The organism is Microbacterium soli, from assembly GCF_039539005.1.
Taxonomy (GTDB): Bacteria; Actinomycetota; Actinomycetes; order Actinomycetales; family Microbacteriaceae; genus Microbacterium; species Microbacterium soli.
Map to the genome: position 1 here is coordinate 910851 of NZ_BAABCP010000001.1, position 24276 is coordinate 935126.

General features: G+C 64.9%; 22 protein-coding genes, 2 tRNA genes and 2 pseudogenes. 5 read left to right on the forward strand and 21 right to left on the reverse strand.

Translation table 11 applies throughout. The annotated features are described in order from the left end of the window. Positions 1-144 precede the first annotated feature (144 nt). From ABD770_RS04220 to ABD770_RS04265, 10 genes are read right to left on the reverse strand one after another with little or no spacing between them, the layout of a single operon-like run. On the reverse strand, positions 145-1191 hold the full coding sequence (locus ABD770_RS04220) for an ABC transporter permease (RefSeq protein WP_344818258.1): 1047 nt from the start codon (positions 1189-1191) through the stop codon (positions 145-147). Between the two features lie 27 nt (positions 1192-1218). Then, a complete protein-coding gene (locus ABD770_RS04225; protein ID WP_344818259.1) occupies positions 1219-2361 on the reverse strand; it encodes an acyl-CoA dehydrogenase family protein in 1143 nt (380 codons plus the stop codon). 2 nt (positions 2362-2363) lie between these two features. Next, positions 2364-3314 carry an acyl-CoA dehydrogenase family protein gene (locus tag ABD770_RS04230; protein ID WP_344818260.1) on the reverse strand — a complete coding sequence of 317 codons (951 nt, stop codon included), beginning with the start codon at positions 3312-3314 and terminating at the stop codon, positions 2364-2366. Between the two features lie 56 nt (positions 3315-3370). Next, complete coding sequence (locus ABD770_RS04235) at positions 3371-5560, reverse strand: acetate--CoA ligase family protein (RefSeq protein WP_344818261.1); 2190 nt, start codon at positions 5558-5560, stop codon at positions 3371-3373. Then, positions 5553-6518: a ribokinase gene (locus ABD770_RS04240; protein WP_344818262.1), complete on the reverse strand. Its 966-nt coding sequence runs from the start codon at positions 6516-6518 to the stop codon at positions 5553-5555. The genes ABD770_RS04235 and ABD770_RS04240 overlap by 8 nt, the downstream gene beginning before the upstream one ends. Further along, positions 6515-6826: a hypothetical protein gene (locus tag ABD770_RS04245; RefSeq protein WP_344818263.1), complete on the reverse strand. Its 312-nt coding sequence runs from the start codon at positions 6824-6826 to the stop codon at positions 6515-6517. The genes ABD770_RS04240 and ABD770_RS04245 overlap by 4 nt, the downstream gene beginning before the upstream one ends. After that, complete coding sequence (locus ABD770_RS04250; protein WP_344819864.1) at positions 6826-7593, reverse strand: glutamine amidotransferase; 768 nt, start codon at positions 7591-7593, stop codon at positions 6826-6828. The genes ABD770_RS04245 and ABD770_RS04250 overlap by 1 nt, the downstream gene beginning before the upstream one ends. Before the next feature lie 5 nt (positions 7594-7598). Continuing rightward, positions 7599-8873, reverse strand: a complete 1275-nt coding sequence (locus tag ABD770_RS04255) for a M28 family metallopeptidase (protein ID WP_344818264.1) — start codon at positions 8871-8873, stop codon at positions 7599-7601. After that, positions 8870-9649 (reverse strand): SDR family NAD(P)-dependent oxidoreductase, encoded by a 780-nt coding sequence (locus ABD770_RS04260; protein WP_344818265.1) that lies wholly within the window; start codon positions 9647-9649, stop codon positions 8870-8872. Before ABD770_RS04260 ends, ABD770_RS04255 begins: the two co-directional genes overlap by 4 nt. Continuing rightward, the gene (locus ABD770_RS04265; protein WP_344818266.1) at positions 9646-10536 is read right to left on the reverse strand and encodes a sugar phosphate isomerase/epimerase family protein; all 891 of its coding nucleotides are present in this window, start codon (positions 10534-10536) and stop codon (positions 9646-9648) included. The genes ABD770_RS04260 and ABD770_RS04265 overlap by 4 nt, the downstream gene beginning before the upstream one ends. A 131-nt stretch (positions 10537-10667) precedes the next feature. Between ABD770_RS04265 and ABD770_RS14940 the strand changes: the two are divergent. After that, positions 10668-10862 (forward strand): annotated as a pseudogene (locus ABD770_RS14940) (LacI family DNA-binding transcriptional regulator); the annotation flags it as partial. A gap of 30 nt (positions 10863-10892) precedes the next feature. After that, a complete protein-coding gene (locus ABD770_RS04270) occupies positions 10893-11729 on the forward strand; it encodes a LacI family DNA-binding transcriptional regulator (RefSeq protein ID WP_344818267.1) in 837 nt (278 codons plus the stop codon). Positions 11730-11831: 102 nt separating this feature from the next. Here the strand turns inward: ABD770_RS04270 and ABD770_RS04275 are convergent, their stop codons facing one another. The 4 genes from ABD770_RS04275 to ABD770_RS04290 are packed head-to-tail and all read right to left on the reverse strand — an operon-like array spanning position 11832 to position 14581. Next, positions 11832-12647: an ABC transporter ATP-binding protein gene (locus ABD770_RS04275; protein WP_344818268.1), complete on the reverse strand. Its 816-nt coding sequence runs from the start codon at positions 12645-12647 to the stop codon at positions 11832-11834. Continuing rightward, positions 12640-13638: an ABC transporter ATP-binding protein gene (locus ABD770_RS04280; RefSeq protein WP_344818269.1), complete on the reverse strand. Its 999-nt coding sequence runs from the start codon at positions 13636-13638 to the stop codon at positions 12640-12642. Before ABD770_RS04280 ends, ABD770_RS04275 begins: the two co-directional genes overlap by 8 nt. After that, entirely contained in the window at positions 13635-14069 is a 435-nt protein-coding gene (locus tag ABD770_RS04285) for a MaoC family dehydratase (RefSeq protein ID WP_344818270.1), read from the reverse strand. The genes ABD770_RS04280 and ABD770_RS04285 overlap by 4 nt, the downstream gene beginning before the upstream one ends. 20 nt (positions 14070-14089) lie before the next feature. Further along, on the reverse strand, positions 14090-14581 hold the full coding sequence (locus tag ABD770_RS04290; protein ID WP_344818271.1) for an FAS1-like dehydratase domain-containing protein: 492 nt from the start codon (positions 14579-14581) through the stop codon (positions 14090-14092). Positions 14582-14717: 136 nt separating this feature from the next. Here ABD770_RS04290 and ABD770_RS04295 point away from each other — a divergent pair, with 136 nt between their 5' ends. Beyond that, the gene (locus ABD770_RS04295) at positions 14718-16718 is read left to right on the forward strand and encodes a 3-hydroxyisobutyryl-CoA hydrolase (protein ID WP_344818272.1); all 2001 of its coding nucleotides are present in this window, start codon (positions 14718-14720) and stop codon (positions 16716-16718) included. A gap of 238 nt (positions 16719-16956) precedes the next feature. Beyond that, positions 16957-17256, forward strand: a pseudogene (locus ABD770_RS04300) (integrase core domain-containing protein); the annotation flags it as partial. Between the two features lie 191 nt (positions 17257-17447). Here ABD770_RS04300 and ABD770_RS04305 read toward each other — a convergent pair. The 6 genes from ABD770_RS04305 to serS form a co-directional block, all read right to left on the reverse strand. Then, positions 17448-17539: transfer RNA gene (locus ABD770_RS04305), tRNA-Ser, on the reverse strand. 92 nt (positions 17540-17631) lie between these two features. Then, a complete protein-coding gene (locus ABD770_RS04310; protein WP_344818273.1) occupies positions 17632-17928 on the reverse strand; it encodes an antibiotic biosynthesis monooxygenase family protein in 297 nt (98 codons plus the stop codon). A 57-nt stretch (positions 17929-17985) separates the two neighbouring features. After that, positions 17986-19239, reverse strand: coding sequence for an LCP family protein (locus ABD770_RS04315; protein WP_344818274.1), 1254 nt, complete (start codon positions 19237-19239; stop codon positions 17986-17988). A gap of 22 nt (positions 19240-19261) precedes the next feature. Further along, positions 19262-19346 (reverse strand) — tRNA-Ser (locus ABD770_RS04320). A gap of 173 nt (positions 19347-19519) precedes the next feature. Then, positions 19520-20314: an HAD family hydrolase gene (locus tag ABD770_RS04325; protein ID WP_344818275.1), complete on the reverse strand. Its 795-nt coding sequence runs from the start codon at positions 20312-20314 to the stop codon at positions 19520-19522. Next, positions 20311-21630 carry a serine--tRNA ligase gene (gene serS / locus ABD770_RS04330; protein WP_344818276.1) on the reverse strand — a complete coding sequence of 440 codons (1320 nt, stop codon included), beginning with the start codon at positions 21628-21630 and terminating at the stop codon, positions 20311-20313. The genes ABD770_RS04325 and serS overlap by 4 nt, the downstream gene beginning before the upstream one ends. A 164-nt stretch (positions 21631-21794) precedes the next feature. Here serS and ABD770_RS04335 point away from each other — a divergent pair, with 164 nt between their 5' ends. Further along, a complete protein-coding gene (locus ABD770_RS04335; protein ID WP_344818277.1) occupies positions 21795-22793 on the forward strand; it encodes a diacylglycerol/lipid kinase family protein in 999 nt (332 codons plus the stop codon). Positions 22794-22820: 27 nt separating this feature from the next. On the opposite strand, the gene cls is transcribed toward ABD770_RS04335, so the two are convergent. Continuing rightward, positions 22821-24275 carry a cardiolipin synthase gene (gene cls / locus ABD770_RS04340; protein WP_425562758.1) on the reverse strand — a complete coding sequence of 485 codons (1455 nt, stop codon included), beginning with the start codon at positions 24273-24275 and terminating at the stop codon, positions 22821-22823. Position 24276: the final 1 nt, after the last annotated feature.

The following is a 24276-nucleotide window of genomic DNA, read 5'->3' on the forward strand; positions in this document are numbered from 1 at the left end:
CCGGATCGAAGGGAACCAGCAGCGGTCCGATGAGCGCCGCGATGACCAAGACCACAACGGGAAGGACCGGGAGCCAGTCGGCGATGGTGCGGCTCGTCACGCGCGATGGACGCGTCCGAGCGGCTTGACGGCTGACATTCGACATCATGCGGTCCCCTCCTGCGACGCCCCGGGACGACGGCGGGGATCGAGAATCATATTGGTAAGGTCCACGACGAGATACACGACCAGTGCGATGCCCGCCGTCAACACGAGGAAACCCTGCATGACCGGGAAGTCGTTCGTATCGATGGCTCCGATCGCGAACTGCCCCACGCCGTTGAGACTGAAAAGCTCGTCGAGGATCATCGAGCCGCCGAGCAGGCTCGCGAAGAGCATGCCGCACACGACCACTGCAGGCGGCGCTGACCGTCTGAAGATGGACACCATGACCATCAGGCGGCTGGACCCCGTCGATACACGAAAGCGTGTCGCCGGTGCATCGACGGCGGACTCGATGGAGATGATGAGAATCTTCATGATCAAGGGCGCGTAGCCCAGCGTGAGAACCAGGACGGGCAGCGCAAGATGCGCGAGTATCGACCCGATGATCACGAGATCTCCCGCGAGAATGGCGTCGAGCAGGGCGAAGCCGGTGAAGCTTGGCGGTAGGTTCTGCGTTGCGGAGACCAAGCCGATCGGCGCTGGTGCCCACCCGAGCACAAGGAAGAAGAGGAAGATGGAGATCACTCCGAGCACGAAGTCCGGGACCGCACCCGCTGTGCGTGCGTACGCCCGCAGAACCTTCCCTGCGATCGAGGAGCGCTTCACCGCCACGATGTAGCTGGCTATCGTCGCGAACAGCACCGTGCATAGCATCGCGATGAGTGTCAGTTGAAGGGTCGTCGGCATCCGCAGCAAGAGCTCCTGGCCCACAGAACGTCCGGAGATGAGCGACGTACCGAATTCGAAGCTGGCCAGCTGGCCCAAGAATTGCGAGAACTGTTCGAAGAGTGAACCGTCGAGCCCCAGCGCCGTGCGCACGCGCGCATACTCCTCGGGAGTCGGGGTACCCTCCCGCAGCACTAACAGCACAGGATCACCAGGAACCAGGCGAACCAGGAAGAATGCGAGCAGCGCAAAGAGCAGTAGATGGACTGGTAGAGCGGCGATACGGGTGATCCACCATCGGTGACGGGTGAAAGTTCTCATGCTGGATCTCATCTCCTTCCCGAGGGCTCACACGCGCGGCAGACCCAGCACACGCCAAGCCAGAACGTTCTTCTGGATCTGCTCAGTGCCACCGAAGACGCTCAGTACTCGCGACCAGATGTAGTCGCCCATCGGGTTGTACTGCGGGTCGGCGAGGGGCCTGGACCCAAGAAGGTCCAGCACGAAGTGCTGCATCTCCTGGCCCGCATAAGTCCAGAGGAGCTTGCCCACCGAACTCTCCTCGCCGGGGTACACCCTGCCCTCCGCCACCCGAGCGGACAGCTGTTCGAGCCCCACATAGACGAGCCCGTCGATGCGCGTTCTGATATCCGCGAGCCGACGACGCACGTGTATGTCGTCGAGCTTTCCCAGGTCCGAAGCAAGCTGCTCAGCGCTTCGCATCCACTGTCGCAGCTCCGAGATGTACTCGGTCTCCACAGGGTTGCGCTCGTAGGAAAAGGTCGACAGCGCGATTCGCCATCCGTCTCCCTCACCTCCGAGCATCTGATCGTCGGGGACGAAGACGTCGTCCAGGAACAACTGGCCCGTCTCGGGATTCCCGTTCGCCAACTCGACTGCGCCTGCGGTGATCCCGGGCGAATCGAGCGATACCAGAAAGGCCGAGATCCCGCGGTGCTTGGATACCGAATCGTCCGTGCGAGCGAGCAGGAAGCACCAGTCCGCATAGATCACGGAGGTCGTCCACAGCTTCTGACCGCTGATGATCCAGCCGCCCTCGCTCCGCACGGCTCGAGTCGACATCGATGCGATGTCGGAGCCGGCACCGGGCTCCGAGAACCCCTGGCACCAGATGATCTCGCCATCCAACGTCGCCGGCACGAACCTCTCGCGCTGAGCGTCGGTCCCGTGAATGGATATCGCCCTGGGGAAGATGTTGATCCACCCCGGATAGGGAGGGCAATCGGCTTTGCCGATCTCATCGTTGAGAATGAGGTTGAAGATCGGCGATAGTCCCTGTCCGCCCTCCTCAGTCGGCCAGCCGATGGCGAGATAACCTGCGTCATGCAGTGCCTTGTTCCATATCCGCATGCGCCGCTGCGCCTCAGATATCGAATCGGCGTCCTTCCAATTCGGGACCTTCGTCTCCGCAAGCCATCCACGAAGCTGATGGCGGAACGCCGCCTCGTCCGGAGTGTCTCTGTAGTCCATCGCTAGTTGCCTCCCGTAGGTGCCTCTGTCAAGTGGCCGAAGTGTTCGTCCTCGGAACCGAGGATCATCCGATCGGCCATCACCCGCCGCGTGAACAGGTGCGCGACGTGTTCGCGCGTCACGCCGATCCCGCCGAAGACCTGCATCGAGCGCTCGGCGACAGCGAGACCGATGCGACTGACATACGCCTTCGCGCTCCGAGCCGCTCGCAGAGCCTCATCCGCGGACAACTCATCGAGCGCCCACGCCGCGAACGATGTGTGCGCCGATGCCGGCTGCAGATCGACGTACGCCTCGACCATCAGGTGCTGCAGAGCCTGGAATGATCCGATCGGTCTTCCGTACGCATGGCGCTGCTTCGAATACTCGATCGCATTCTCCAACGTCTGACGCATCGCACCCACAGCGTCAGCACTGGCGAGCATCAGGGCCATCGCCTGCCAGCGAGTGTGCTGCTCACGCGACACGAATCCGATCGACTCGGCATCATCGAGAGTCGTCGCCGCGCACCACCTCGTGGGGTCGAGCGGGGAGGCTACGCAGGAACCCGACGTCAGTGGCGCTTTCACGATCTCAACGGTCTCATCGGTGACAGCGCCCACGGCGACCGCGAACTCAGCGTCTTTCGCATCCCACGCGATCGCGGCCTCTCCCACCTCAGCCAAGCCCGAGAAGTCATCCCGCAGTGCCACCGCGCAACGGGATTCACCGGCCGCGATCGACTCGGCGAGGTCTGGCTCCACGTTGCCGAGGAGCTCTACGGCCAGCGTCGTGCTGAAGAACGGCACGGGCACGAGTGCCGCGCCGATCGCCTCGGCGAAGAGGCGCACTTCGGTACCGGAGGCGACGGGGCGACCCTCCTCCCGAAGACGCAGACCGAGGGCGCCCACCTCTCCGAGGCGGTCCCGTGCGCCGATGTGGTCATAGCGCTCGAGATCGGACGGGTTTCTCACCGCAACTCGATCCGTCACGTCGCGAGCGAGGTCCCGAAGCGATGACTGCTCCGGTGTCAGAACTGCGTGCATGGCTTCTCTGCTCCTTCAGTGGGGTGCGATATCGACGAGGCTGAGCTCGTGCGCCTTGCGGCCAGTGCATCGAGGGCGCGGACGCCAGCTCCTGCCCCGAAGACGCGTATCGGATTGACATCCATCTCTTCGAATTCGTCGCGCAACCAGTGGGCAAGCTGCGAGACCCCCCGGACCGCGTCTGCAAGCGCTTCCAGGTCGCCGCCGACGCCTCGGATCACACGCGCGACCGCGCTCTCCTCCACCAGGGCTCTGGCCTCTTCCTCCCCCATCGGGCACAGGGCGGTGGATACGCTGTCGATCGCCTCCACGAGCACGCCTCCTGCTCCCAGCGCGAGCACGGGCCCGATACCCGGTTCGATCGTGCAACCGACGAACACATCGATCCCGTCATCGGCCATCTCCTGGACCAGAACACCTTCGATGGTGGCGGTGGGATGTGCTTTCTCAACCGACGAGAGGATCCGATGGAATCCGGCACGCACGGCGTCGACATCTTCGACCCCGAGCAGCACCCCGCCTGCGGCAGCCTTGTGCGCTATGTCGCTCGACTCGACCTTGAGCGCGACGCGCTCGACGCCTAGCGTCTCGAAGGCCGACACAGCCTCGTCGACGTCTCGGGCGAGGATCTCGCGAGTGACGGGCACACCGACCCTCGACAGGAATTGCTTCATCGTCCGTTCAGGCACGACCGCTTCGCCGAGGGCGCGAAAGTCGTCGACGAGCCGCGGTGGCGAGGCCTCGTCTGTGGCACTGGAGTCCTCGGACAGCCACCGCAGGCGACGAGTCGACTGCTGAGCGGCCGCGATCGCCGCCAAGGAACTGCGAGCACCGCTGAGAAGCGGAATATCGTGGGCAGCAGCCACTTCCACGAATGCCGGGTCGAAGGCACCGCCGACCATCGTGAACGCGGCTGCCGGTTTGCGTGTGCCTCGGTCCGATGCCGTCCCGAGCGACTCGATCATGCCGGCGTATGTCTCGCGACTATCGTCTACGGACACGCCGGGGGTGTGGAATGCCCAGGTGACGATCTCAACCTCGTCGTCATCGCAAAGGGTGCGAAGAATGTTGTGTCTCGATTCCTCACCGAGCCCGAAGGTGGTGACATCGAGCGGGTTGTTCGGCGTTGCGTATGCGGGCAGGACTTCGCGCAGTCGCGCGGTCGTGTCGTCGCTGAACGGTGCCATCTCCAGGCCGGTGTCGGCGGCGAGGTCGGCCAGCACTCCGCTTCCTCCCCCGGATACGGACGCGATGCCCACGTTTCCATAGCCCAGATCCGGGTATCTCGCGAGCAGGATCGCTGTCTCGATCAACTCATCCAGATCTCTCACTCGCGCGACGCCGAGCTTGCGCAACCACGCGTCGATCGCGCTGTCAGCGCCCACCAGCGCACCCGTATGGGCGAGCGCCGCGCGCCGTGCCGACTCGGAGCGCCCTGTCTTGAGGACCACCAGCCTCTTCCCCGCCGCGGCCGCGCGACGGGCGGCGGCCTCGAAGGAGCGGGGGTCTCGGAACCCTTCGACGAAGCACGCGATCACCGTCACGTGCGGGTCGTCGATCAGGTAGTTCATGTAATCGGCGATGCCGACCTGTGCCTCATTACCGACCGTGATGATGTGGCTGATGCCGAGCCCCCGGAAATACACCGGCTCGTCGACGCTGTTCGTAAGAGCGCCACTGGCGAACAACAGCGCGATATTGCCCGGGCGCAGCCCGCTGGGGATGGGTCCGACAGAGAGGACGGTCTGATCGTGCAGACTCGCGACGCCGTAGTTGTTCGGACCGTTGATGGTAAGTCCGTACTGGTTGGCGGTCTCGATGATCTGACGCTCGAGCGCTTCGCCCTCTCCGCCGACCTCCCCGAAGCCAGATGCGGGGATGATCGCCGCCTTCGCACCTCTCTCGCCCGCTTGAGCCAGAACGTCGTTCACGTGCCGCGCGGCGACCACGACGGCGACCAGCTCCGGTGCCATCGGCAGTTGCGCAAGGCTCGGGTAGCACGTCAGACCCCGCAGATTCTGGTATCGCGGATTCACCGGATACACGGGGCCAGAGAACCCCCAATCGAGCAGCTGGTCGAGAAGGCGCCCCCCCATTCCGCGTTCGCTTGCTCCCACGACCGCTACGGATGACGGTGTCATCAGCGCCCGCATATTCTTCGGATTCTCATGCATGGCTACTCCTCGATGGGTGGAGGTGCGCAGGCCTCTGCGCGTAGGAAGTGAGCGGAACAGCCTGTTGCGGCGGAGCGTGAAATCCCTGAGCCGGCCCCAGCTGGGCACCCTCGGTCTCCACACAGCGCGATCCTGCGGCGACTCCGGCACGCAAGGCGGCTGACGGCTCTTCTCCGGCGGCGAGTGCGCAGGCGAACGCACCGAGGAACGCGTCGCCCGCCCCCGTCGTGTCCACAGCCTGTACGACCGGCGCAGGGCAGAACTCGACGAGATCATCCCGCACGAGCGTCGCCCCTGCCTCGCCCGCGGTGACGACCAGCCCCAGGTCCCATGCCGCCGCGGCCGCCACCATGTGCTCTGCAGTGGGCTCCTCGTCGAATGCGCTTCGGAACTCGACCTCGTTGAGAACCGCCCAATCGGACAGCTCGAAGAGTGCGACCGCCGAGGGTCGGAAGGGTGACGGGTTCAGCACGGTCGTCGCACCCTCGCGCTTGGCGAGACGGAACCCGCTCGTGATCGCGTCATCGCCCACCTCACAGCAGCTGACGACGCAATCGACCTCCGTCAGAGCCGAGAGCGCGGAGGCGACATGCTCTGCTCCCAGCTGAGCGTTTGCACCAGCACCCACGACGATGCGATTCGATGCGTCGGGCTCGACCAGCACGACGGCGGTACCCGTCGGAGCGGGGTTGTGGATCACGCCACCGTCACCGACCCCCGCATTCCTCATCCAGGTTCTGATATCGCGGCCGAGCGCATCGTCGCCAAGGGAGGCGATGAGGTCGACGACAGCGCCGGACCGTCGGGCGGAGACGGCCTGGTTGAGGCCTTTCCCCCCGGGGGCCAGCGTCATCCTCTCAGCCGTCAGGGTCTCGCCCTCGGCCGGCAGGCGGGGCACATTGCACAGAACGTCGACATTTGCCGACCCTATGACGACCACGCGTGGTGAGCGGCTCATTCGTTGATGATCTCCGCACAGAACAGGACATCGAAATCATCGACCCAGCCTGCCCAGTCAGCTGCCACCTCGCCGCCGCTGCCGGTCTCGTTGTCGTGCTTGAACGCCTCGATGGATTCGATCTCGATCACCTCGATCAACTCGGTCTGGGACGTCGATCCGTCGTATCGGCTCAGCACCCGGAAATCCCGGAACCCTCGCACGGATGGCATCGCCAACATGCCCGGCTTGATGAAGGAGTTGGAATAGTCCACGTACTCCTCGACGGTCACACCGGGGCGCAATCGGAACAGTGTCAGCGCAAGCATCAGTGGCTCCTCCCATCTGCAAGCCAACGGAGCAGCCGATCCCAGAATGTGGCGTACCCTTCCCACTGCATGAAGGCGGGCGAGCCCCAGTGCGGTGAGCAGTCCGAGGCGAAGGCCGCAGCCCGCCCCTGCCCCCAAGCATCCACCACGAGGAGTGGATCGCTGTCGACGGAGATGAGAACCTCGCCTCTGTCGGCCTCGAAGCGGTTGTAGCCCAGTAGCCAGGGCCACTCGCCGGGAAGATCCGCAATAGCCGGGTGCATGGGTTTGACCACTTGTGGCACGACGCCGTCGGGCCTTTCGACGCGATCGTCGTAGCCAAGCATCGTCACCGGCAGGCACTGCTCGATCGGCGTACCGTGGTATCCCGCGTTCCCACCGAATCCCGAGAACGACAGGTATCCGCCGACCATCAGCAGCCCGCCACCCTCCGACACCCAATCGGAGATCTCCGCCAGCCGGTTCGGTGTTCGCTCTCCGCGCTCGAACGTGGCCGGATGCAGCAGCAGAGTGTCGGCACCGATATCGCTGAGAATCACCACGTCGTAGTCGCTCAACTCTTCCGCCGTGAACGGGAACTCCTCGGTGGCGAGGTGATTCGGAACGTGTGTGACACTCCATCCGGCGCCTTCGAGCGCGGCGACGAACTCCTTGTGGCCCTGACCGTATCCACCGGTCGTGTAGGTGCTCAGGCCCTTCTGATGCACTCCGTACGTGACCCACGTCTCGCCGGCGAGCAACACCCGCCCGGGTTGTGCCGATTCCATGGCCTTCACTTCTTACCTTCCTTCTTCTCGGGTACCGCAGAGACGGGCAAGAGCTCGCTGAGATTCGCCACGCGCCGCTTGCCGTCGTGTGACCACGCGACGCCGACCTCGTGGCCGAGCGAGTGCTCGAACGCGAGGCGCACATCGGTGAACTGAGTGAACGCCTGAGGCAGCACCCGTTCGAGCAGAGCCAGGCTCTGCACCAGATGCGTCCACATCGCCTCTTGCGGGTGATCGTCGTCCGGCGAGTGGATGATCTCTTGATCGTCGTGCGTGAGCATCGCGACCGGCAGCCCCGCGAGGAAGAAGACATCATGATCTCCACCACCAGGCGGGGGTGTCAGCGCGGTCAGGTGATCAGAGGGTCGGGACCAGCCCAGGTCACGCCCCGCCTGCGCGAACAGCCCATGCAGCCAGACCTCGAACCACTCTGGCCCGGCCCACAATTCGAGCAGTTCAGTACGGCCGAAGCCATCGAGATTGATCACGAAATCGAACTCGCCCGCTCGTTCAGACGCGAACGCCGCGGAACCGGTCATCGACCACTCCTCAGCGTTGAACCATACGAAGGTGATGTCTCCGTGTCGGTCCAGCCGCGAAACGATATCGACCGCACCCACCAACGCTGCTGCGCCCGTGGCATTGTCGTACGCGCCCGCCGTCGTGTACACGGAGTCGAGGTGAGCACAGATGAGTACCGTGGGCAACGCCGGATCACCGGCGAGATGAGCAACCAGGCTCTCCGCCTGCTCGCGATCTCCCAGCGAGGCAGAGCACACGAGTTGTACTCGCAGCGACTCCTGCAATGCGCGACGGAGTGGTGCCTCCGCCTCTGCACCGACGATCACGTGAGGCACACCGAGCGATCCCGGAAGCATGGGCTCGGGGATCGCCTGGCCTCTCGGGCGGACCAGAATCACGGCGAGAGGCTCTTCCTGCCGACCGACGACGACGTAGCGACGCCACCGGCGCATGCCCCACACCACCTGATGCCCAGCAAGTGCCAGGGTCCCCTCGACGTGCTCGGCCTGCGGGGACTGGATTGCCGGCAGGCAGACGAACGTCTCCTGCTCCACCGTCAATGTGCCCTGCTCCCCGTGCCAATTCGTGATCTGGAACGGGTGTCGCTCCCAGCGATCGACAATCGGATCGAGCTCGGCCTCGATTGTCTGCTGAAGGTCGGCGACCGCATCGCTGAATGGACCCCGCGGCCCGGCATCGATGATCGCATTCCACATCCGATGCACTCTCGAGAGATCGACCTGGGTGTCGCTGGTCATCGGGTTGCCTCCTGTGCCTTGGGGAAGTTCTGCGCAATGGTCCAGCCGCCGTCCACGACGAGCACCTCGCCGTTGATGTACGACGCCTCAGGCGAAGCGAGAAGGCTCACCGCCCCGGCGACCTCGTCAACGTCGCCGATCCTTCCCAGCGGGATACGCTCCGCGAATGCCGCCTCGAGCTGCTGCTCCCGCAGTTCGACATCGTTGATCTCCGTGCGGATGAATCCGGGGGCGACAGCGTTGACTCGTACTCCGTGTGGCCCGAGTTCGAGTGCGGAGACCTTGGTGAGTGCATCGACCGCCGCCTTGGAGGCGCAGTATGCTGCACGCTCTGCGTTACCGTAGCGCCCGGCGATGGAGCTGACATTCACGATCGCCCCTCGGCCCTGACGCGTCATGGGCTCCGCGACGGCCTGGGTGAACCAGAGCACGCCTTTCACGTTCGTGTCGAAGACGCTGTCCCATTCCTCCTCATCAGTCTCTGCAACTGAACGCCGGCAGATGATCCCCGCATTGTTGACGAGGACATCGATTCCCCCCTCGCGCTCGACAAGATCCTGAACAACGGCTGCTACTCGGTCGCGATAGCGGACGTCCACGGAATAGGTGCGGACTGCAGCACCGCGTTCTCGAGCTGCGTCCTCGACGGCGGAGAGGCCAGCGGCGTTCCGCTGACATAACGCGAGAACAGTGTCGGGACGGGCGAGAGCAAGCGCTGTGGCGGCACCGATGCCCCGGCCCGCGCCCGTGACGATGACGACGCGAGACCGACTCATGCTGACGGCGAGTAGGAAGCCCCGCGCAAGGCGGCGAACGTTGCAAGCGACCGGGCGAGGTCTGCATCGACCTCTTCCGCGTTGCTCGTGCCCAAATAAGTGTGGCGCTGGTAGGCGCTTCCGGGATCACGCAACGCCTCTTCGACCTCAGCCGGCGGCCGCTCTGCTTCCGCAAGCGAAAGCTCGGGTTCGATCATGTACGGTCCGTCGAAACCAACCGCATCGAGTGAGCTGAAGATCTTGCCGTAATCGATCTCACCGTCACCCAAGGATGGAAAATCGTAGACCCCGCGGCCACCGCGCTTGTCCTTGACGTGGACATGCGCAACGTGCGGAGCAAGAAGATCGATCTCTTCCTCGGCCTTGCGTCCGCCCCAGTACACGATGTTCGCCGCATCGAGGTTGACCTTCACGTTCGACGAGCCCAGCTTGTCGAGGAGCGCCAGCGCCCCCGCACCACTGGTCATCTCCCAGTCTTGGGTCTCCAGAGCGAGGACGACACCAAGCCGTTCGGCGACCTTGACCAGCTCCGCCGCGTGACGGAAGAATGTCGCGGCGTCATCCCCTATCGGGCCCGTGCCGGTGTTCACGATTCCCGCACCGATGGTCGAAGCGTACTCGATGCATGCGCGGATATGACGGTATCCGTCCACGGAGGCGATCGTCGTGTGCGCACTGATGCTCAAGGCGCGAAGACCTCGATCTTGCAGCTCTGACTGGAGGCGGTTGGTCTCAGCGCGGTCGGCCAGCGGCGAGATGTGCTCGCAGTAGTCGGGAATCGCGGCGAGGTCGACATTCTGCAATCCAGCCGCTGCGATGCCGTCAAGCGCTCGCACCAGCGGGAACCGCAGATAGCCGACGGTAGTGCAGCCAACGACGTCGGCCATGGGATCTCCTTCTCGGTCATATTCTGTGGATTGTAGGAACGTTTCCATACAGTGCCGCAAGCACTACCTATCACGGCAGGAGTTGTCAATAGTATGATGCAGATACCCCGATCCGAGCTTCGTGATAACGTTTGTCTAGGAGGTATCCTCTGCCCGAAGAATCGCGCTCAAAGTCGGTTCCCGCCGCATCTCGCCGGCGACCGACTCTCGCTGACGTCGCCCGCCTGGCGAACGTGAGCGTGTCCACGGCGTCGCGCTCAGTGACGAACCACCCGCGGGTCGACGCTGAGACTCGGCGTCGAGTCCTGGAAGCCGTTGACCGCCTCGGCTACCGTACGTCACGAGTAGGACGCTCCTTGGTCCTCCAGCAGACGAAGACGATCGGCATGCTCACGCCCGAGATCACGAACCCGTACTTCCCCGAGTTGATCGTCGCTGCCGAAGACGAGATGCGACGACAGGGATACACATCGGTCCTGGCCAACGTGAAGGAGTCGCTTCCGTCCAGCGAGGCGATCGCCGAGAGCCTGATCGACTACGGGGTCGACGCACTCCTCACGGCGTGCGCTCGCCCCGACGATCTCTTCATCACGAGGCTTCGCAAGGCCGGTGTGCCAGTCGTCCTGGTCAACCGTGCTCACCCGGCCCTGACGGATTCCATGGTGGTCCCCGACTATGAGGCTGGCGGGGCCATGGTTGCTCGCCACCTTCTCGCTCTCGGACACGAGCGCATCGCCTACATCGCCGGCCCGTCTCGATTGGAGCCGAGTGACGCCCGATTGCGCGGTCATCTGCGCGAACTCTCCAAGGCGGGAGCAGACTACTCGCGAATAGCACATGTCGAGAAGCTGAGCATTGAAGCCGGTCACCGCGCCGCGCTAGAGCTGCTGCAGACCGGTAGCCCGCCCACCGCAATCGCCGTGGCGAATGACTTCTGCGCCTTGGGAGTGCTCGCAGCGCTGCCTGAACTCGGAATGCGCGCCCCCGACGATGTCGCCGTCGTCGGGTACGACGACATCTGGGTATCCAGCCTCCCGTCCATCCGACTGACGTCAGTGACTACTCATACAGCCCGCATGGGAGAACTCGCGGTGCGGATGGCGATCGACCTCATCGATCGCGGGGCGGTGTCAGCCGAGCCGATCATCCTCGAACCGGAGCTACGAATCAGACAGAGCACCGTAGCCGACTAGCCATAGTTGCAGGTGACTCAGCGTCGGCCGGGTTTTGATGGTTCGTGGGTGACCGCGGATCGTCGTCCCATCCGCCCACTCCGGCATCATTCGCCGAACCCCTCAGCCCGACGAACGCCGGGTGTACTCATATGCTCCGACCAGTTGCCGTGTGTATGGGTGCTGTGGGTGCTCCAGGACCTCAGCCGTCGTCCCACGTTCAACGATCTCTCCTTCCTTCATGACGACGAGCTGCTGACTGATGAACGCGGTCGCAGGCAGACCGTGGGACACGAATGTCATGGCCGCGCCAGTCTGTCTGCAGTAATCGCGGAGCAGGTTCAGGATCGCCCCTTGCACAGACACGTCGAGGGCCGACACGATCTCGTCGCAGAGCAGAATCTGCGGACGCACGATGAGTGCCCGCGCGATCGCGAAGCGTTGCCGTTGTCCGCCCGATACCTGATGCGGCCGGCGATCGGCGAGCGTCGGATCGATACCGAACGACTGGAACAATTCGTCTGCCTGTTCGTTCGCGCTCGACCGCGAGGCCCCGGTGAGCAGCATCGCGGGGATGGTCACGGAGTCTCGGAGTGAGCGCCGCGGATCGAACGTTGAGCTTGTGTCCTGCCCGATGTACTGCACAGTGCGCCGGAAACGCCGGGCCGACGCGGGCTTCGCGAGCCGGAGGCGGGTGTCTTCGCCGTCGAGCGTCACGGTTCCCGAACTGGCCGATTCGAGTCCCATCACAATCCTGCTCATCGTGCTCTTCCCAGACCCCGATTCCCCGACGATTCCGATCGAAGATCCGGGAACGATCGTCAGATTCACCTCCTTCAGCGCCTGGAACGCCCGATGACCGCTGCCGAACCACTTCGACACATCGGTGAGGCGCAGTTCGCGAAAGGAGACCTGCTCAGGGGTGCGCTGATCAGACATCGTTGCCCTGCCCTTCGACCAGAAGAACATCCTCTGCCTTGTGCGAACGGACGAACTGCTGGATCGTCGGCAGCCGGTCGACCTTGTAGTTGTCGAGCGTCGGCACGCAGTTCAGGAGCCCCCGTGTATACGGGTGCCGAGCCGTGTCGGCGCCGGCCGCCGAGAGATCTTCCACGAGTTCACCGTCGAACATGATGAGCAGACGGTCCGTGTACTCACGGCAGAGACTGATGTCATGACTTATCAGCAGAAGGGCGACCTCGGACTCCTCCGTTAGCTCGACCATGAGCTCCATCACGTCCTTCGAAAGCGTGGCGTCCAGCGCCGATGTCGGTTCGTCGGCGATGAGCATCCGAGGCCTCCCGGAAAGCGCGATCGCCAGCATCACCCGCTGTCGCATTCCACCGGACAGTTCGTACGGTCGCGCGCGCAGGATACGTTCGACGTCGGTAAGTCCGACGCGTCGCAGTGCCTCTTCGGCAACAGGAAGCCAATCCCGGCGCCGGACACCGCCACCTGATACGATCGCGGATTTCAGCTGATTCCTGATTGTCCACACGGGATCAAGTGAGGTCATCGCATCCTGGAAGACCATCGTCATGCCCGGAGTCCGGACAGGGATGTGGGTGCGGCGTCGTCCCCGAAGGTCCTTTCCTTCGAACTCGAGGACGGCAGCATCGATAGACGTTCCGTCATCACGGAGGAATCCGGCGATCGCGTTGCAGACCGTGCTCTTTCCGGAGCCCGACTCTCCGACGATGGCAACTCGTTCCCCAGCTTTGACGTCGAAGGATACTCCGCGAACGGCGGCGTGGGCTCCGAATCCGAACGTCACCGTCAATGAACCGACGCGCAGAAGCGGAGCAATGCTCTCTCCCTCCGGCTCCCCCGTCCGCTCATCGCGCGGGTGGAAACCGCCGCTTACCGGCGTTTCTCCGATCAGAGCTTTCCTTCTGCCGTCGGATCTCTGGCTTGTCGACCGGCGGTTCACATCAAGCCTTCGCTATGAGCCTCTGAGGGCATGACAACGACTGCTCGCGAAGGCGCGAGTACTTCGCCGTCGTCGTTCTCGGTCCACACGTCGAGCGAGATGACCGCCCGATCGGTCTCCGCATTGATGGCTGTGACCACCCCGCGCGCGGTGATCGTCTGTCCTCTGAGGTTGGGGGCTTCGAATCGCGTCGAGATCGACTTGATCTCCCCCTCAGCCCCAAGCCAATCCCTTATGAGATTGTGCAGGTATGCCACCTGAAGGTTACCCATGCCGATGGCAGACGGATAGCCCGCGGCGATCCCCGCAGCGTCATCCATATGTATGGGGACGAACTCATCGTTGACCGCCGCGAACCGGTTCCAATTCTCCAGGTCCGTCGTCCGCGAACTCGACGGCAACTCATCTCCGACCTCGATGTCGTGCCACATCACCTTCTCCTGCCCTTCCCTCAGTACCGGATCGTGGTGTTATAGACGGTCTTGACGAGCTCGTCCCGACCATTCCACCACTCGGACTTCGTGCGTGTGAGCAGCATCAAGCCGAGTCTCCCTTGCTTCTCAACATAGGAGTCCAAGGTCGTTGTGCTCGAAATGGTCTCTCCCACCCGCATCCGAGTGCCATAGTGCACTTCCATCCCTCCATTCAGACCGTGCTCGAGACCCGGGCCTTCGATTCCCAGCTGATGCTCGATCTGATCGATATCGCGGCCTGCGGAACCCATCGGTAGCCCCGCAGGCAAGACCCACGCGAAAGGGTTGAACTCCTCGGGCACGTCGATGTGCCCGCCCTCCCCGTGCCAACGATGACGCGGCGGGGCATCGGGAAAGTACGTCGCGACGATCCAGCGCCGCACGTCGGACTCGTCTATGGGGAACGACGTGCTGGTCTCGATTACTCGGCCTACCGCCGCCCGCATCGACTCTGAGATGTAAGTTGCCACGGCGCTCCTCTCGAGTTGACGTCCGTCACTCGGTATAGAGTATTTGACCATGTTCTAGTTGCATGCGCAAACGTTTTCATGCAATCCTCGGGTATCGCCCGCCAACTTGCAACTGGCATCCGTCGACAGGAGTCATATGAATCCGCCCAGCGAACCAGAGATCATCACCGAACAGCGGGGTCATCTCGGACTGATAACGCTCAACAGACCTGGCAAATTGAACGCACTCACGCACGAGATGGTCAAGGGCATCACAGCAGCGCTGAATCGTTGGGCCGACTGTGACGCTGTGCAGACCGTCGCGATAACGGGCGCGGGAGATCGCGGCTTGTGCGCCGGTGGGAACGTTGTCAGCCTGCATCACGACGTCACTGTCGGCGACGGGTTGACCGCAGCCGCATTCTGGCGGGACGAGTACGTCATGAATGCGAGAATCGCGGCATATCCCAAGCCGTTCGTCGCTCTCCAGGACGGGATCGTGCTGGGAGGCGGAATGGGGGTGTCGGCACACGGCTCGCACAGGATCGTCACCGAACGCTCCAAGCTCGGATTTCCCGAGACGACGATCGGCTATATTCCGGACGTGGGGGCGGCGTGGTTGCTGTCTCGCGCGCCCGGCGAGCTCGGAACCCGCGTCGCACTGTCCGGCGAGACCGTCGGTGCCGCCGATGCGATCTTCCTCGGCTACTCGGACGCATTCATCCCGAGTCATCGCCTCTCTGCCCTGCTCGCCGGTCTCGAGACCGACGAGCCCGGCCACCTGATCGACGAATTCTCGGAGGACCCGGGCGAAGGACTCATGGCCGCGCAACAGGAATGGACGGACCACGCCTTCTCAGCAACGCGCATCGTCGATGTTCTGCAGCGCCTCCACGACTCCGGCGAAGCCGAGGCGCTCGCGTTGGCGGAACTCATCACCTCGAAGTCGCCGCTCGCGCTCGCTGTGACTCTCGAAGCCGTGCACCGCGCTGCAAGCCTACGTTCGCTCGACGCAGTGTTGATCCAGGACTACCGCGTCTCGAGGAGGTCTTCGGGTACCCACGACTTCGCCGAGGGAATCCGCGCCCAGCTCATCGACAAGGATCGTAAGCCACACTGGTCACCCGCCGCACACGAAGAGGTCACTCGGGAAACGGTCCAGGAGTTCTTCGAGCCGCCTGCCGAAGGCGACCTTGTTCTCCCTCCGAGCTTTCAGATCGGCATGAACCTGCATTTCATTCACATCACAGAAGACCTCGATGAAGTGTCGGCCTGGTACCAAGACGTCTTCGGCGGCCACGCGACCTGGGCGGCGAGCCCGGAGTTTCCCTACCTGGAAGTCGAGGCCCGGAACGCTGACCTGATCGTCATCGGGAATACCATTGTCGAGCCTATGGCTCCGGCGAAGCAGGTCGACGGGTGGGCCGACAAGCCGGTGGGTCGGTTCCTCAAGAAGTTCGGCAGCCGTTGGCAGACGATGTCCTGGTATGTGGACGACGTTCAGGGGGTCTACCGTCGTATCGCAGACAGCGGCGTGCGCTTCTTCATGCTTGGCGGAGAGCATGGCGACGATGGCCTCGGCGACAACAACTGCTTCTTCACCCACCCCAAGGACACCTTCGGAGGGCTGGAGTTCGCCTCCTACGCGAGTGAGAATCCACGCCGGGGCTATGCGGGAGATCCGAGATTCCTTCCCCACTTCGATCAATCGCGGTGGGCCACACATCATCCGCTGGGAATCGAACGGCTCGCGTACCAAACCGTCGTCGTCGACGATCTTGATCGTGCCGTCCAGTTCTACGTCGAGGTTCTCGGCGGCGAGGTTGTCTTCGAATCTCGGTCCGACCTCACAGGAACCAGGAACAAGATGATTCGCCTTGGGACCGACAGCATCGTGGAGATCGCGGAACCGTTCGATCCCACGTCGCTTGCGGGCAAGGATCTCGCGCGCAATGGTGTCTTCTTTCACGCGCTCACGTGGAAAGTCACGGACTTGGACAAAGCTGCTGCACACCTGACAAGCAAGGGTGTCCGAATCTTGGATGGCGACGATGAGCTTCTCATCGCAGACCCGGCGACGACCCATGGCGCAGTCCACCGATTCACATCATTCGACGTACCGGGCGATCCCCGAGACGCTTCCCGCCCGACCACGTGAACAGGACGAACCGGAACTCTCGCGTGCTCCCCGCTGCCTTCGGCCTAGGCCGTGTTGCTAAACCTGTTTGAGGGGCGCGCAGGCGAGGCTGGATGTTGTGTCGCGTGATGTGATCTCGGATGAGGTGTGGGCTGTGATCGGGCCGTTGTTCCCGGCGGTGAAGGCGACCGGGCGTCCGCCCGTCGACCGTCGCACTGGCGGCATAAACCCCGGACTCAACCAAACCTTCAGCAGACCCGTGGCATGGACGGAGAAGCTCGCCCTCGACGGGATCGCCCCCTCGATCGGGTCCGTCGGCGACGCATACGATAACGCCCTCATGGAGACGATCAACGGGCTCTACACGGCCGAGTGCATCCGCACCACGATCTTCCACGACGGACCGTTCAAGACGATCGCAGACGTCGAGTACGCGACCGCGGGCTGGGTCGATTGGCACAACCACCGCAGGCTCCACGGTAGCCTCGGAATGAGCAGCCCCGTCGAATACGAGGCCGCCTACTACGAGTCCCTCACCCGAGAGATTCTCCCCGCATAGAAGCGGCAGAGAACCCGGGACGGTTCAAATTCACCATCGACCCCACCAAGAATTACCAACCCAAGAACCCTTGACCAGCACCGTCAACGATCACGCGACTCACCAGCCCCCCACCAGCCGTCAACACCCCAAGACACGAAAAAGTCCTGAGCCGCGACCAGTCCGTAAACTATGTCGCGACTCAGGACAACTGGCGGAGACGGAGGGATTTGAACCCTCGGTCCCCTTGCGAGGACTCCACCTTAGCAGGGTGGTGCACTAGGCCTGACTATGCGACGTCTCCCGACATCCGCGAGCTGGACTCACGAACGCGTCCTGCCATCATAACGGTTCTGCTGGGCTGTCACGAATCGCCGGGACGCCCGCGCGAGGCGCTCAGGCCTCGTCGATCGGAACGACGTCGAAGCCCATCAGATCGACCCGCATCCCCCTCCGGCGGTCATCCTCGCGGTCCGCGGGCACGCGCGCGGATGACCACGCCTCGTACGCCTCGCGGGACTCCCACCGAGTGAGCACGAAGTAGCGCTCGTCACCGAACGCGGGGCGCAGCAGCTCGAAGTCGAGAAATCCGTCGGCCTGGTCGACCGCGCGCTTGCGGGCCGCGAACCGCCGTTCGATCTCATCGCCCGCACCTGCGGGGAACGTCAGAGCGGTGATGTGGACGAACGGCATGGCGGGCCTCACTCGAGAGAGTCGGACAGGGGAGTAAGGCTATCCTAACCCCGCCGATCAGCCCCGCACGTTCCCGTTCGAGCACGTGGTGACCGCGGCGGAGGTGCCCCTGATCGACGAGGGGAGCTCCACGACGTCCTCGGACGGCGTCTCCGCGGGATCCGGCGTCGCAGAGGCGCCCGGTGCCGGCTCCTTCACCACGACACCGTCGTTCGACGTGTTCTCGTGCGTGATCTGCAGCTGCTTGTTGGCCTTGATGGCGTCCCACAGCGTGGTGGCGGCGGTCTGGTTGGGCACCACGCGGTTCCGGTCGGCCGGGTCGTCGACGGTCGGATACTGCACGAACACGATGTCCTCGAAGGGCACGTCCTTGACCGCCAGCGCGATCTGGGCGATCGTCATCGGGTTGGCCAAAGACGTCGACGCCTCCAGGTTGTTCAGCCCGGTGTCGGCGAGCTTGAGCATGGTGCCGACGTTGCCGAGCACCTCGCCGCTGATGAGCTTGCGCACCAGGCTCGACATGTACTGCTGCTGGTTGCCGATGCGCCCCAGGTCACTGCCGTCACCGACCCCGTGCCGGGTGCGCAGGAACTGGAGAGCCTGCATGCCCTTGATCGTGTGGTCGCCCGCCGCCATGTCCAGGCCCGTGAAGCGGTCCTTGATGGGGTTGGCCAGGCACACGTCCACACCGCCGATGGCGTTGGTGATCTCGATCACGCCGCCGAAGGTCACCTTCGCGGCGAACTCGATGTCCTCGCCTCCGACGAGCGACGAGATGGTCTTGGCGACGCAGTTCAACCCGCCCTTCTCCCCGCCGTGTTCGTAGGCGACGTTCAGCTGCTGCTTGCTCATCGCCGAACGCGTGTCGCCATTGGCATCCGTGCATTCCGGGATCGGGATCATGAGGTCGCGCGGGAAGCTCACCACGGTCACCCGGCGAGGCGCTTCGGAGACGTGCACGAGCAGGTTGACGTCGTTGAGGGTGCCGCCGGCATCCTTCCCCGTGCAGCGCTTCCCGAACAGGTGCGCGTACTCCGGCTCGCAGGTGTCGACACCGGCGAGGAGGATGTCGAAGCCGCCTTCGTAGGCGGTGATGTCCGGCGGGAGCTCCTTCTGGTTCTCGAGCTCGACGGCGTTGGCGCTGACGGTGCCCAGCATCCCGCCCACGACGAATCCCACGACCCCGACGCCGCTGACGAGGACGACGGCCATCGCGATGCCGATGAGCTTCAGCAGCTGCCCCGCGACACCGGGCGAACGCAACTGACCATGGCGTGCGATGGGCTCGCGCCGTCTGCTGGACCTGCTCACTCAGTGCCTTTCGGAAACTCTGCGGAGGGTGTGGGATTCGAACCCACGGGACATCTCTGCCCACTGGTTTTCAAGACCAGCTCCATCGGCCGCTCGGACAACCCTCCCGATCCCGGCTGTGCGCCGGTCGATCAAGGGTCGAGTCTAGCGGCTCCGGGTGGGGGACGATCGAGTCCGCCGATGCCCCATTCTCACCTCCCCACCTGGACAAGACCTGGATCGTCGGGGGATGCGTCGCCGCAGGGCGGATCGGATGCGTCGGAGCGCGCTGTCGGATGCCTCAGAGCAGCGTGCGCAGGGCGCGCGCCAGTCCGCCCTCCTCGACGGCGTCCGTCACCTCGCCGGCGACCTGCTTGACCTCGTCCGGAGCCTGCCCCATCGCCACGGCCCTGCCGCCACCGGCGAGCGCCCACTCGAACATGCCGATGTCGTTGCGCCCGTCGCCCACGACGAGGACATCGCCGCGATCGTGACCGAGCTCGGCGCGCACGCGTTCGAGCGCGGTGCCCTTGTCCACTCCCCGCGGGGCGATGTCCAGCCACGCCGTCCAGCCGATCGCATAGGACACCTCGTTGAGACCGACGGTTGCGACCAGCCGCTGGAAATCCTCCTCGTCGTGGCCGGGTGAGACGACCACCACGCGGGAGACCGGGTTGGACACGAGCTCGGCGAAGTCGACCCGACGGCCGTCGTCGAGCGTCCAGTCGGCGAGGACCTCCGTGTACAGGCGCTGCCCGGATTCGAGTTCCACCATGTAGCGGGCTTCGGGAAGTCTGTCGTGCAGCAGCTCGAGCACGGGTGCGGGGTCGAACACCTCGACGTGCCAGCGCGTCCACTCCTCCCCGACCCTGCGCATGATGACCGCGCCGTTGGAGCAGACCGCGAACGAGGAGGTCAGCCCGAGCGCGTCGACGAAGCGCTGCGTTCCAGCCCAGCCGCGGCCGGTGGCCAGCATGACCTCGAACCCGACGTCGCGTGCCGCGGCGACGGCGTCGGCCACCCCGGGGCTGAGCGTCTCGTCCTGCAGGAGGATGGTGCCGTCGACGTCCAGGCCGACCAGCCCCCGCGAGCTCACTCCGCGACCTGCGCCGCGTCGGCGCCGTCGGACCACCCCAGCGGATGGATCACCTCGATGCCGCCCAGGTACGGGCGCAGCACCTCCGGCACCACGACGGAGCCGTCCGGCTGCTGATGGGTCTCCAGCAGCGCGACGATCCAGCGGGTGGTCGCCAGCGTGCCGTTGAGCGTGGCGACCGGGGTCGTCTTCGCGCCCTCCTCCGGCCGGTAGCGCACATCCAGGCGGCGGGCCTGGTAGGTCGTGCAGTTGGAGGTGGAGGTCAGCTCCCGGAAGGCGCCCTGTGTGGGCACCCAGGCCTCGATGTCGAATTTGCGCGCGGCGCTGGAACCGAGATCCCCGGCTGCCACGTCGATCACCCGGTACGACAGACCGAGCGAGGTCAGCATCTCCTCCTGCAGGGCGACGAGCCGCTCGTGCTCGGCCTCCGCATCCTCGGGGGTCGTGTAGACGAACATCTCCAGCTTGTTGAACTGGTGCACGCGGATGATGCCGCGGGTGTCCTTGCCGTAGGACCCCGCCTCGCTGCGGTAGCAGGTGGACCAGCCCGCGTAGCGCTGCGCACCGCCGGTCAGGTCGAGGATCTCGTCCTTGTGGTAGCCGGCGAGCGGCACCTCGCTGGTGCCGACCAGGTACAGGTCCTCCTTGTCGAGGTGATACACCTCGTCGGCGTGCTCGCCGAGGAATCCGGTGCCCTGCATGATCTCCGGACGCACCAGCGTCGGGACGATCATCGGTGTGAAGCCGTTGCGCAGCGCCTTGTCGAGCGCGAGGTTCATGAGCGCGATCTCCAGGCGCGCGCCGATGCCCTTGAGGAAGTAGAAGCGGGCCCCGGAGACCTTCACGCCGCGCTCCATGTCGATGGCGCCCAGCAGCTCGCCGATCTCGAGGTGGTCGCGCGGGCCGTCCGGATACGCCTCCGGGTCGAACGTCGGGATCTCGCCGACCCGACGCAGCTCGACGAAATCCTCCTCGCCGCCGGCGGGAACGCCGTCGATGATGATGTTCTCGATCCTTGCGAGAGCGGATGCCGCGGCATCCGCCGCCTCGTTCGACGCCTGCTGCGCGGCCTTGACCCGCTCGGCGAGCTCCTTGGCCTGCGCGACGAGCGCGGCCTTCTCCTCCTTCGGTGCCCTGGCGACGGTCTTGCCGAAGGCGTTCTGCTCGGCGCGCAGCGACTCGAAGGCGTTCAGCGCGTCACGGCGAGATCGGTCGGCCTCGATCGCGGCGTCGACGGTCTCAGGCGCGTTCCCGCGCGCGAGCTGTGAACGACGGACGAGCTCGGGCTCGTCGCGGAGGAGGGCGAGATCGATCATTGTGCAAGTCTATCCAGCGGGCGTGTCGCCACCCGGCCGGGTCCGTGCCCGTGGCGCAGGGCGGCGCGGGCGCGCAGCATCCGCCCTCCCGACCGCCACCATGCCATGCCCGGGGAGCGACGGCGTCACACCACCCGCAGGGGGTTCGGTCGTAGAGTGGCGTCATGTCGGCATCCGGTGATCAGCGCAGCCACGCGGCGCTCGTGCTCAATCCGGTGAAAGTCGACGCGGAACGGCTGCGCTCCGTGCTGCGCGAGCTGTCGACCGTCCACGGCTGGGAGCCGCCGCGCTTCTACGAGACCAGCGTCGAAGATCCCGGCCAGCGGGTCACGCGCACAGCTCTCGACGAGGGGGCGACGGCAGTGCTCGCCGCCGGCGGTGACGGGACGGTGCGCGCGGTCTCCGAGGCGATGGCGGGTACCGACGTCCCCTTCGCCGTGGTCCCCGGCGGCACCGGGAACCTCTTCGCCCGCAACCTCGGACTGCCGCTGCTGGATCCGGAGAAGGTGATGGATGCCGTCTTCACCGGCTTCACGTACCCCGTGGACATCGGCTGGGCACGGCTGGCCAGGGAGGACGGGTCGGAGACCGAGCACGGGTTCGTCGTGCTCGCGGGCATGGGCCTGGATGCCGACATGATCGCCAACACCCGTCCGGATCTGAAGAAGACCGTCGGGTGGGTGGCCTATCTGGACGGTGCGGCGCGTTCCCTGCCGGGCGCGAAGCCGTTCCGGGTCGTGTACCAGCTGGACGACGGCCGACTGCACGCGGCGAAGGTGCACAGCATGCTGTTCGCGAACTGCGGGGCGCTGCCGGGGGGCATCGCCCTCATGCCGGATGCGTCGCTGGACGACGGAACGATGGACATCGCCGTCATCCAGCCCAGCGGCCCGCTGGGCTGGCTGGGGATCTGGCGGAAGGTGTGGTGGGACAACTCGGTGCTGCGACGGTCACGGGCAGGTCGCCGGGTGCTGGAGCGCCGCGGACGGAACTCCTCGATCCGCTACCTGCGCGGGCGCACGGCGGATGCCGCGATGGTCGCGCCCACCTCGATCGAGCTCGACGGCGACGAGCTCGGCACGGCCGTGCGGATGTCCTGCCGCATCGAGCAGGGCGGGCTGCGGATCGTCCTGCCGGAGGGCCACGACGTCTCGCGCTTCTGACGCTGTGGCGCACCCCGTGCACGGCGTCTACTGCAGGGCGGAGGTGAGCCGGGCGAGGTTGTCGAGCACCGTGGAGCGCAACGGCTGCTTCATCCATTCCTCGAGCGTCAGCTCGCGGCTGAGGGCGCGGTACTCGTCCTCCACGACGCGCATCTCGTCGACGAACTCCTCACCGCGCACGAGCATGGACACCTCCATGTTCAGACCGAACGAGCGCATGTCCATGTTGCTCGACCCGATGACGGCGACCTGGTCGTCGATCGTGAGGCTCTTGGTGTGCAGGATGTACGGCTTGGGGTACATCCAGATCCGGATGCCGGCGCGCAGCAGCGCCTCGTAATAGCTGCGCTGCGCGTGGTAGACGACGGCCTGGTCCCCCTGCTCCGAGACGAACAGCTCCACCTGCACCCCGCGGTCGACGGCGGCGGTGACCGCCAGCAGCAGCGCCTCATCGGGGACGAAGTAGGGGCTGACGATCATGATCCGCTCCCGCGCCGCGTACAGCAGCGCGAGGAACAGCCTCAGATTGTTCTCCACCTCGAAACCGGGCCCGGAGGGCACGATCTGACACCCCAGCTCGCCACGGCCCCGTTCGATGCGGGTGAGATCCCCGGCATCCGGGATGCGGTCGGTCTCGGCGTAGTAATCGCTGAGGAACACGGCGTTCAGGCTCGACACCACCGGGCCGTGCACGCGCACCATGAGGTCGATCCAGTGCAGCCCCCGTCGGATGTTCTTGGGCAGGTTGTACGACGAATCGGTGACGTTCTGCGACCCGACGAATCCGATCGCGCCATCCACCACCAGCAGCTTGCGGTGATTGCGCAGGTCGGGGCGCTGGATCCGGCCGCGCAGGGGCTGGACGGGGAGCATGAGGTGCCAGTCGGCGCCCATCTCGTCGAGGCGCCGCAGCGTCTGGCGGTAGCGCGGTTTCCAGCGATTGGCCCAGTAATCCAGCAGCACGCGCACCGGCACGCCCCGGGCGGCGGCCTCCTCCATCGCCCGGAAGAAGTTGTCCGTCGAGGCGTCGCTCTGCAGGATGTAGAACTCGACGTGGATGTAGTCCTGCGCCTGGCGCATGGCCTCGGCCATCTCGTCCAGCGACTGCTGGTAGTCGCTGATGAGATGCGCCTCATTGCCGCCGGAGAGCGGGAGGGCGCCCAGGCGCTGGTTCATCGCCACCAGCGGGGGGAACCAGTCCGGGGCGTTCGGGCGCAGCGAGCCGAAGTTCAGGTGGCTGGCCGCCTCGGTGATGTACTCGTTGATCTGCTCCTGCTTGCGCCGTCGGGCGCGCGGCAGTTTGGGGTTGCCGATCAGCAGGAACAGCAGCACCCCGATCACGGGGATCAGGAAGATGGCGAGCAGCCAGGCCATCGCCGAGGTGGGGCGGCGGTTGCGGGGGACGACGATGATCGCCACGACGCGCACGCTGATGTCGAGGATGAGATAGCCCAGCGCCGCCCACCACGGCCATGATGCGATG

What these genes read in the sequence shown, in the direction of transcription:
- ABD770_RS04335 (WP_344818277.1), top strand. Translation starts at nt 21,795, where the DNA reads ATGTCGGCATCCGGTGATCAGCGCAGCCACGCGGCGCTCGTGCTCAAT.
- serS (WP_344818276.1), bottom strand. Translation starts at nt 21,630, where the DNA reads ATGATCGATCTCGCCCTCCTCCGCGACGAGCCCGAGCTCGTCCGTCGT.
- ABD770_RS04310 (WP_344818273.1), bottom strand. Translation starts at nt 17,928, where the DNA reads ATGCCGTTCGTCCACATCACCGCTCTGACGTTCCCCGCAGGTGCGGGC.
- ABD770_RS04225 (WP_344818259.1), bottom strand. Translation starts at nt 2,361, where the DNA reads ATGGACTACAGAGACACTCCGGACGAGGCGGCGTTCCGCCATCAGCTT.
- ABD770_RS04275 (WP_344818268.1), bottom strand. Translation starts at nt 12,647, where the DNA reads ATGTCTGATCAGCGCACCCCTGAGCAGGTCTCCTTTCGCGAACTGCGC.
- ABD770_RS04265 (WP_344818266.1), bottom strand. Translation starts at nt 10,536, where the DNA reads ATGGCCGACGTCGTTGGCTGCACTACCGTCGGCTATCTGCGGTTCCCG.
- ABD770_RS04260 (WP_344818265.1), bottom strand. Translation starts at nt 9,649, where the DNA reads ATGAGTCGGTCTCGCGTCGTCATCGTCACGGGCGCGGGCCGGGGCATC.
- ABD770_RS04250 (WP_344819864.1), bottom strand. Translation starts at nt 7,593, where the DNA reads ATGGAATCGGCACAACCCGGGCGGGTGTTGCTCGCCGGCGAGACGTGG.
- ABD770_RS04220 (WP_344818258.1), bottom strand. Translation starts at nt 1,191, where the DNA reads ATGAGAACTTTCACCCGTCACCGATGGTGGATCACCCGTATCGCCGCT.
- ABD770_RS04295 (WP_344818272.1), top strand. Translation starts at nt 14,718, where the DNA reads ATGAATCCGCCCAGCGAACCAGAGATCATCACCGAACAGCGGGGTCAT.
- ABD770_RS04255 (WP_344818264.1), bottom strand. Translation starts at nt 8,873, where the DNA reads ATGACCAGCGACACCCAGGTCGATCTCTCGAGAGTGCATCGGATGTGG.
- ABD770_RS04285 (WP_344818270.1), bottom strand. Translation starts at nt 14,069, where the DNA reads ATGTGGCACGACATCGAGGTCGGAGATGAGTTGCCGTCGAGTTCGCGG.
- ABD770_RS04245 (WP_344818263.1), bottom strand. Translation starts at nt 6,826, where the DNA reads ATGCTTGCGCTGACACTGTTCCGATTGCGCCCCGGTGTGACCGTCGAG.
- ABD770_RS04240 (WP_344818262.1), bottom strand. Translation starts at nt 6,518, where the DNA reads ATGAGCCGCTCACCACGCGTGGTCGTCATAGGGTCGGCAAATGTCGAC.
- ABD770_RS04235 (WP_344818261.1), bottom strand. Translation starts at nt 5,560, where the DNA reads ATGCATGAGAATCCGAAGAATATGCGGGCGCTGATGACACCGTCATCC.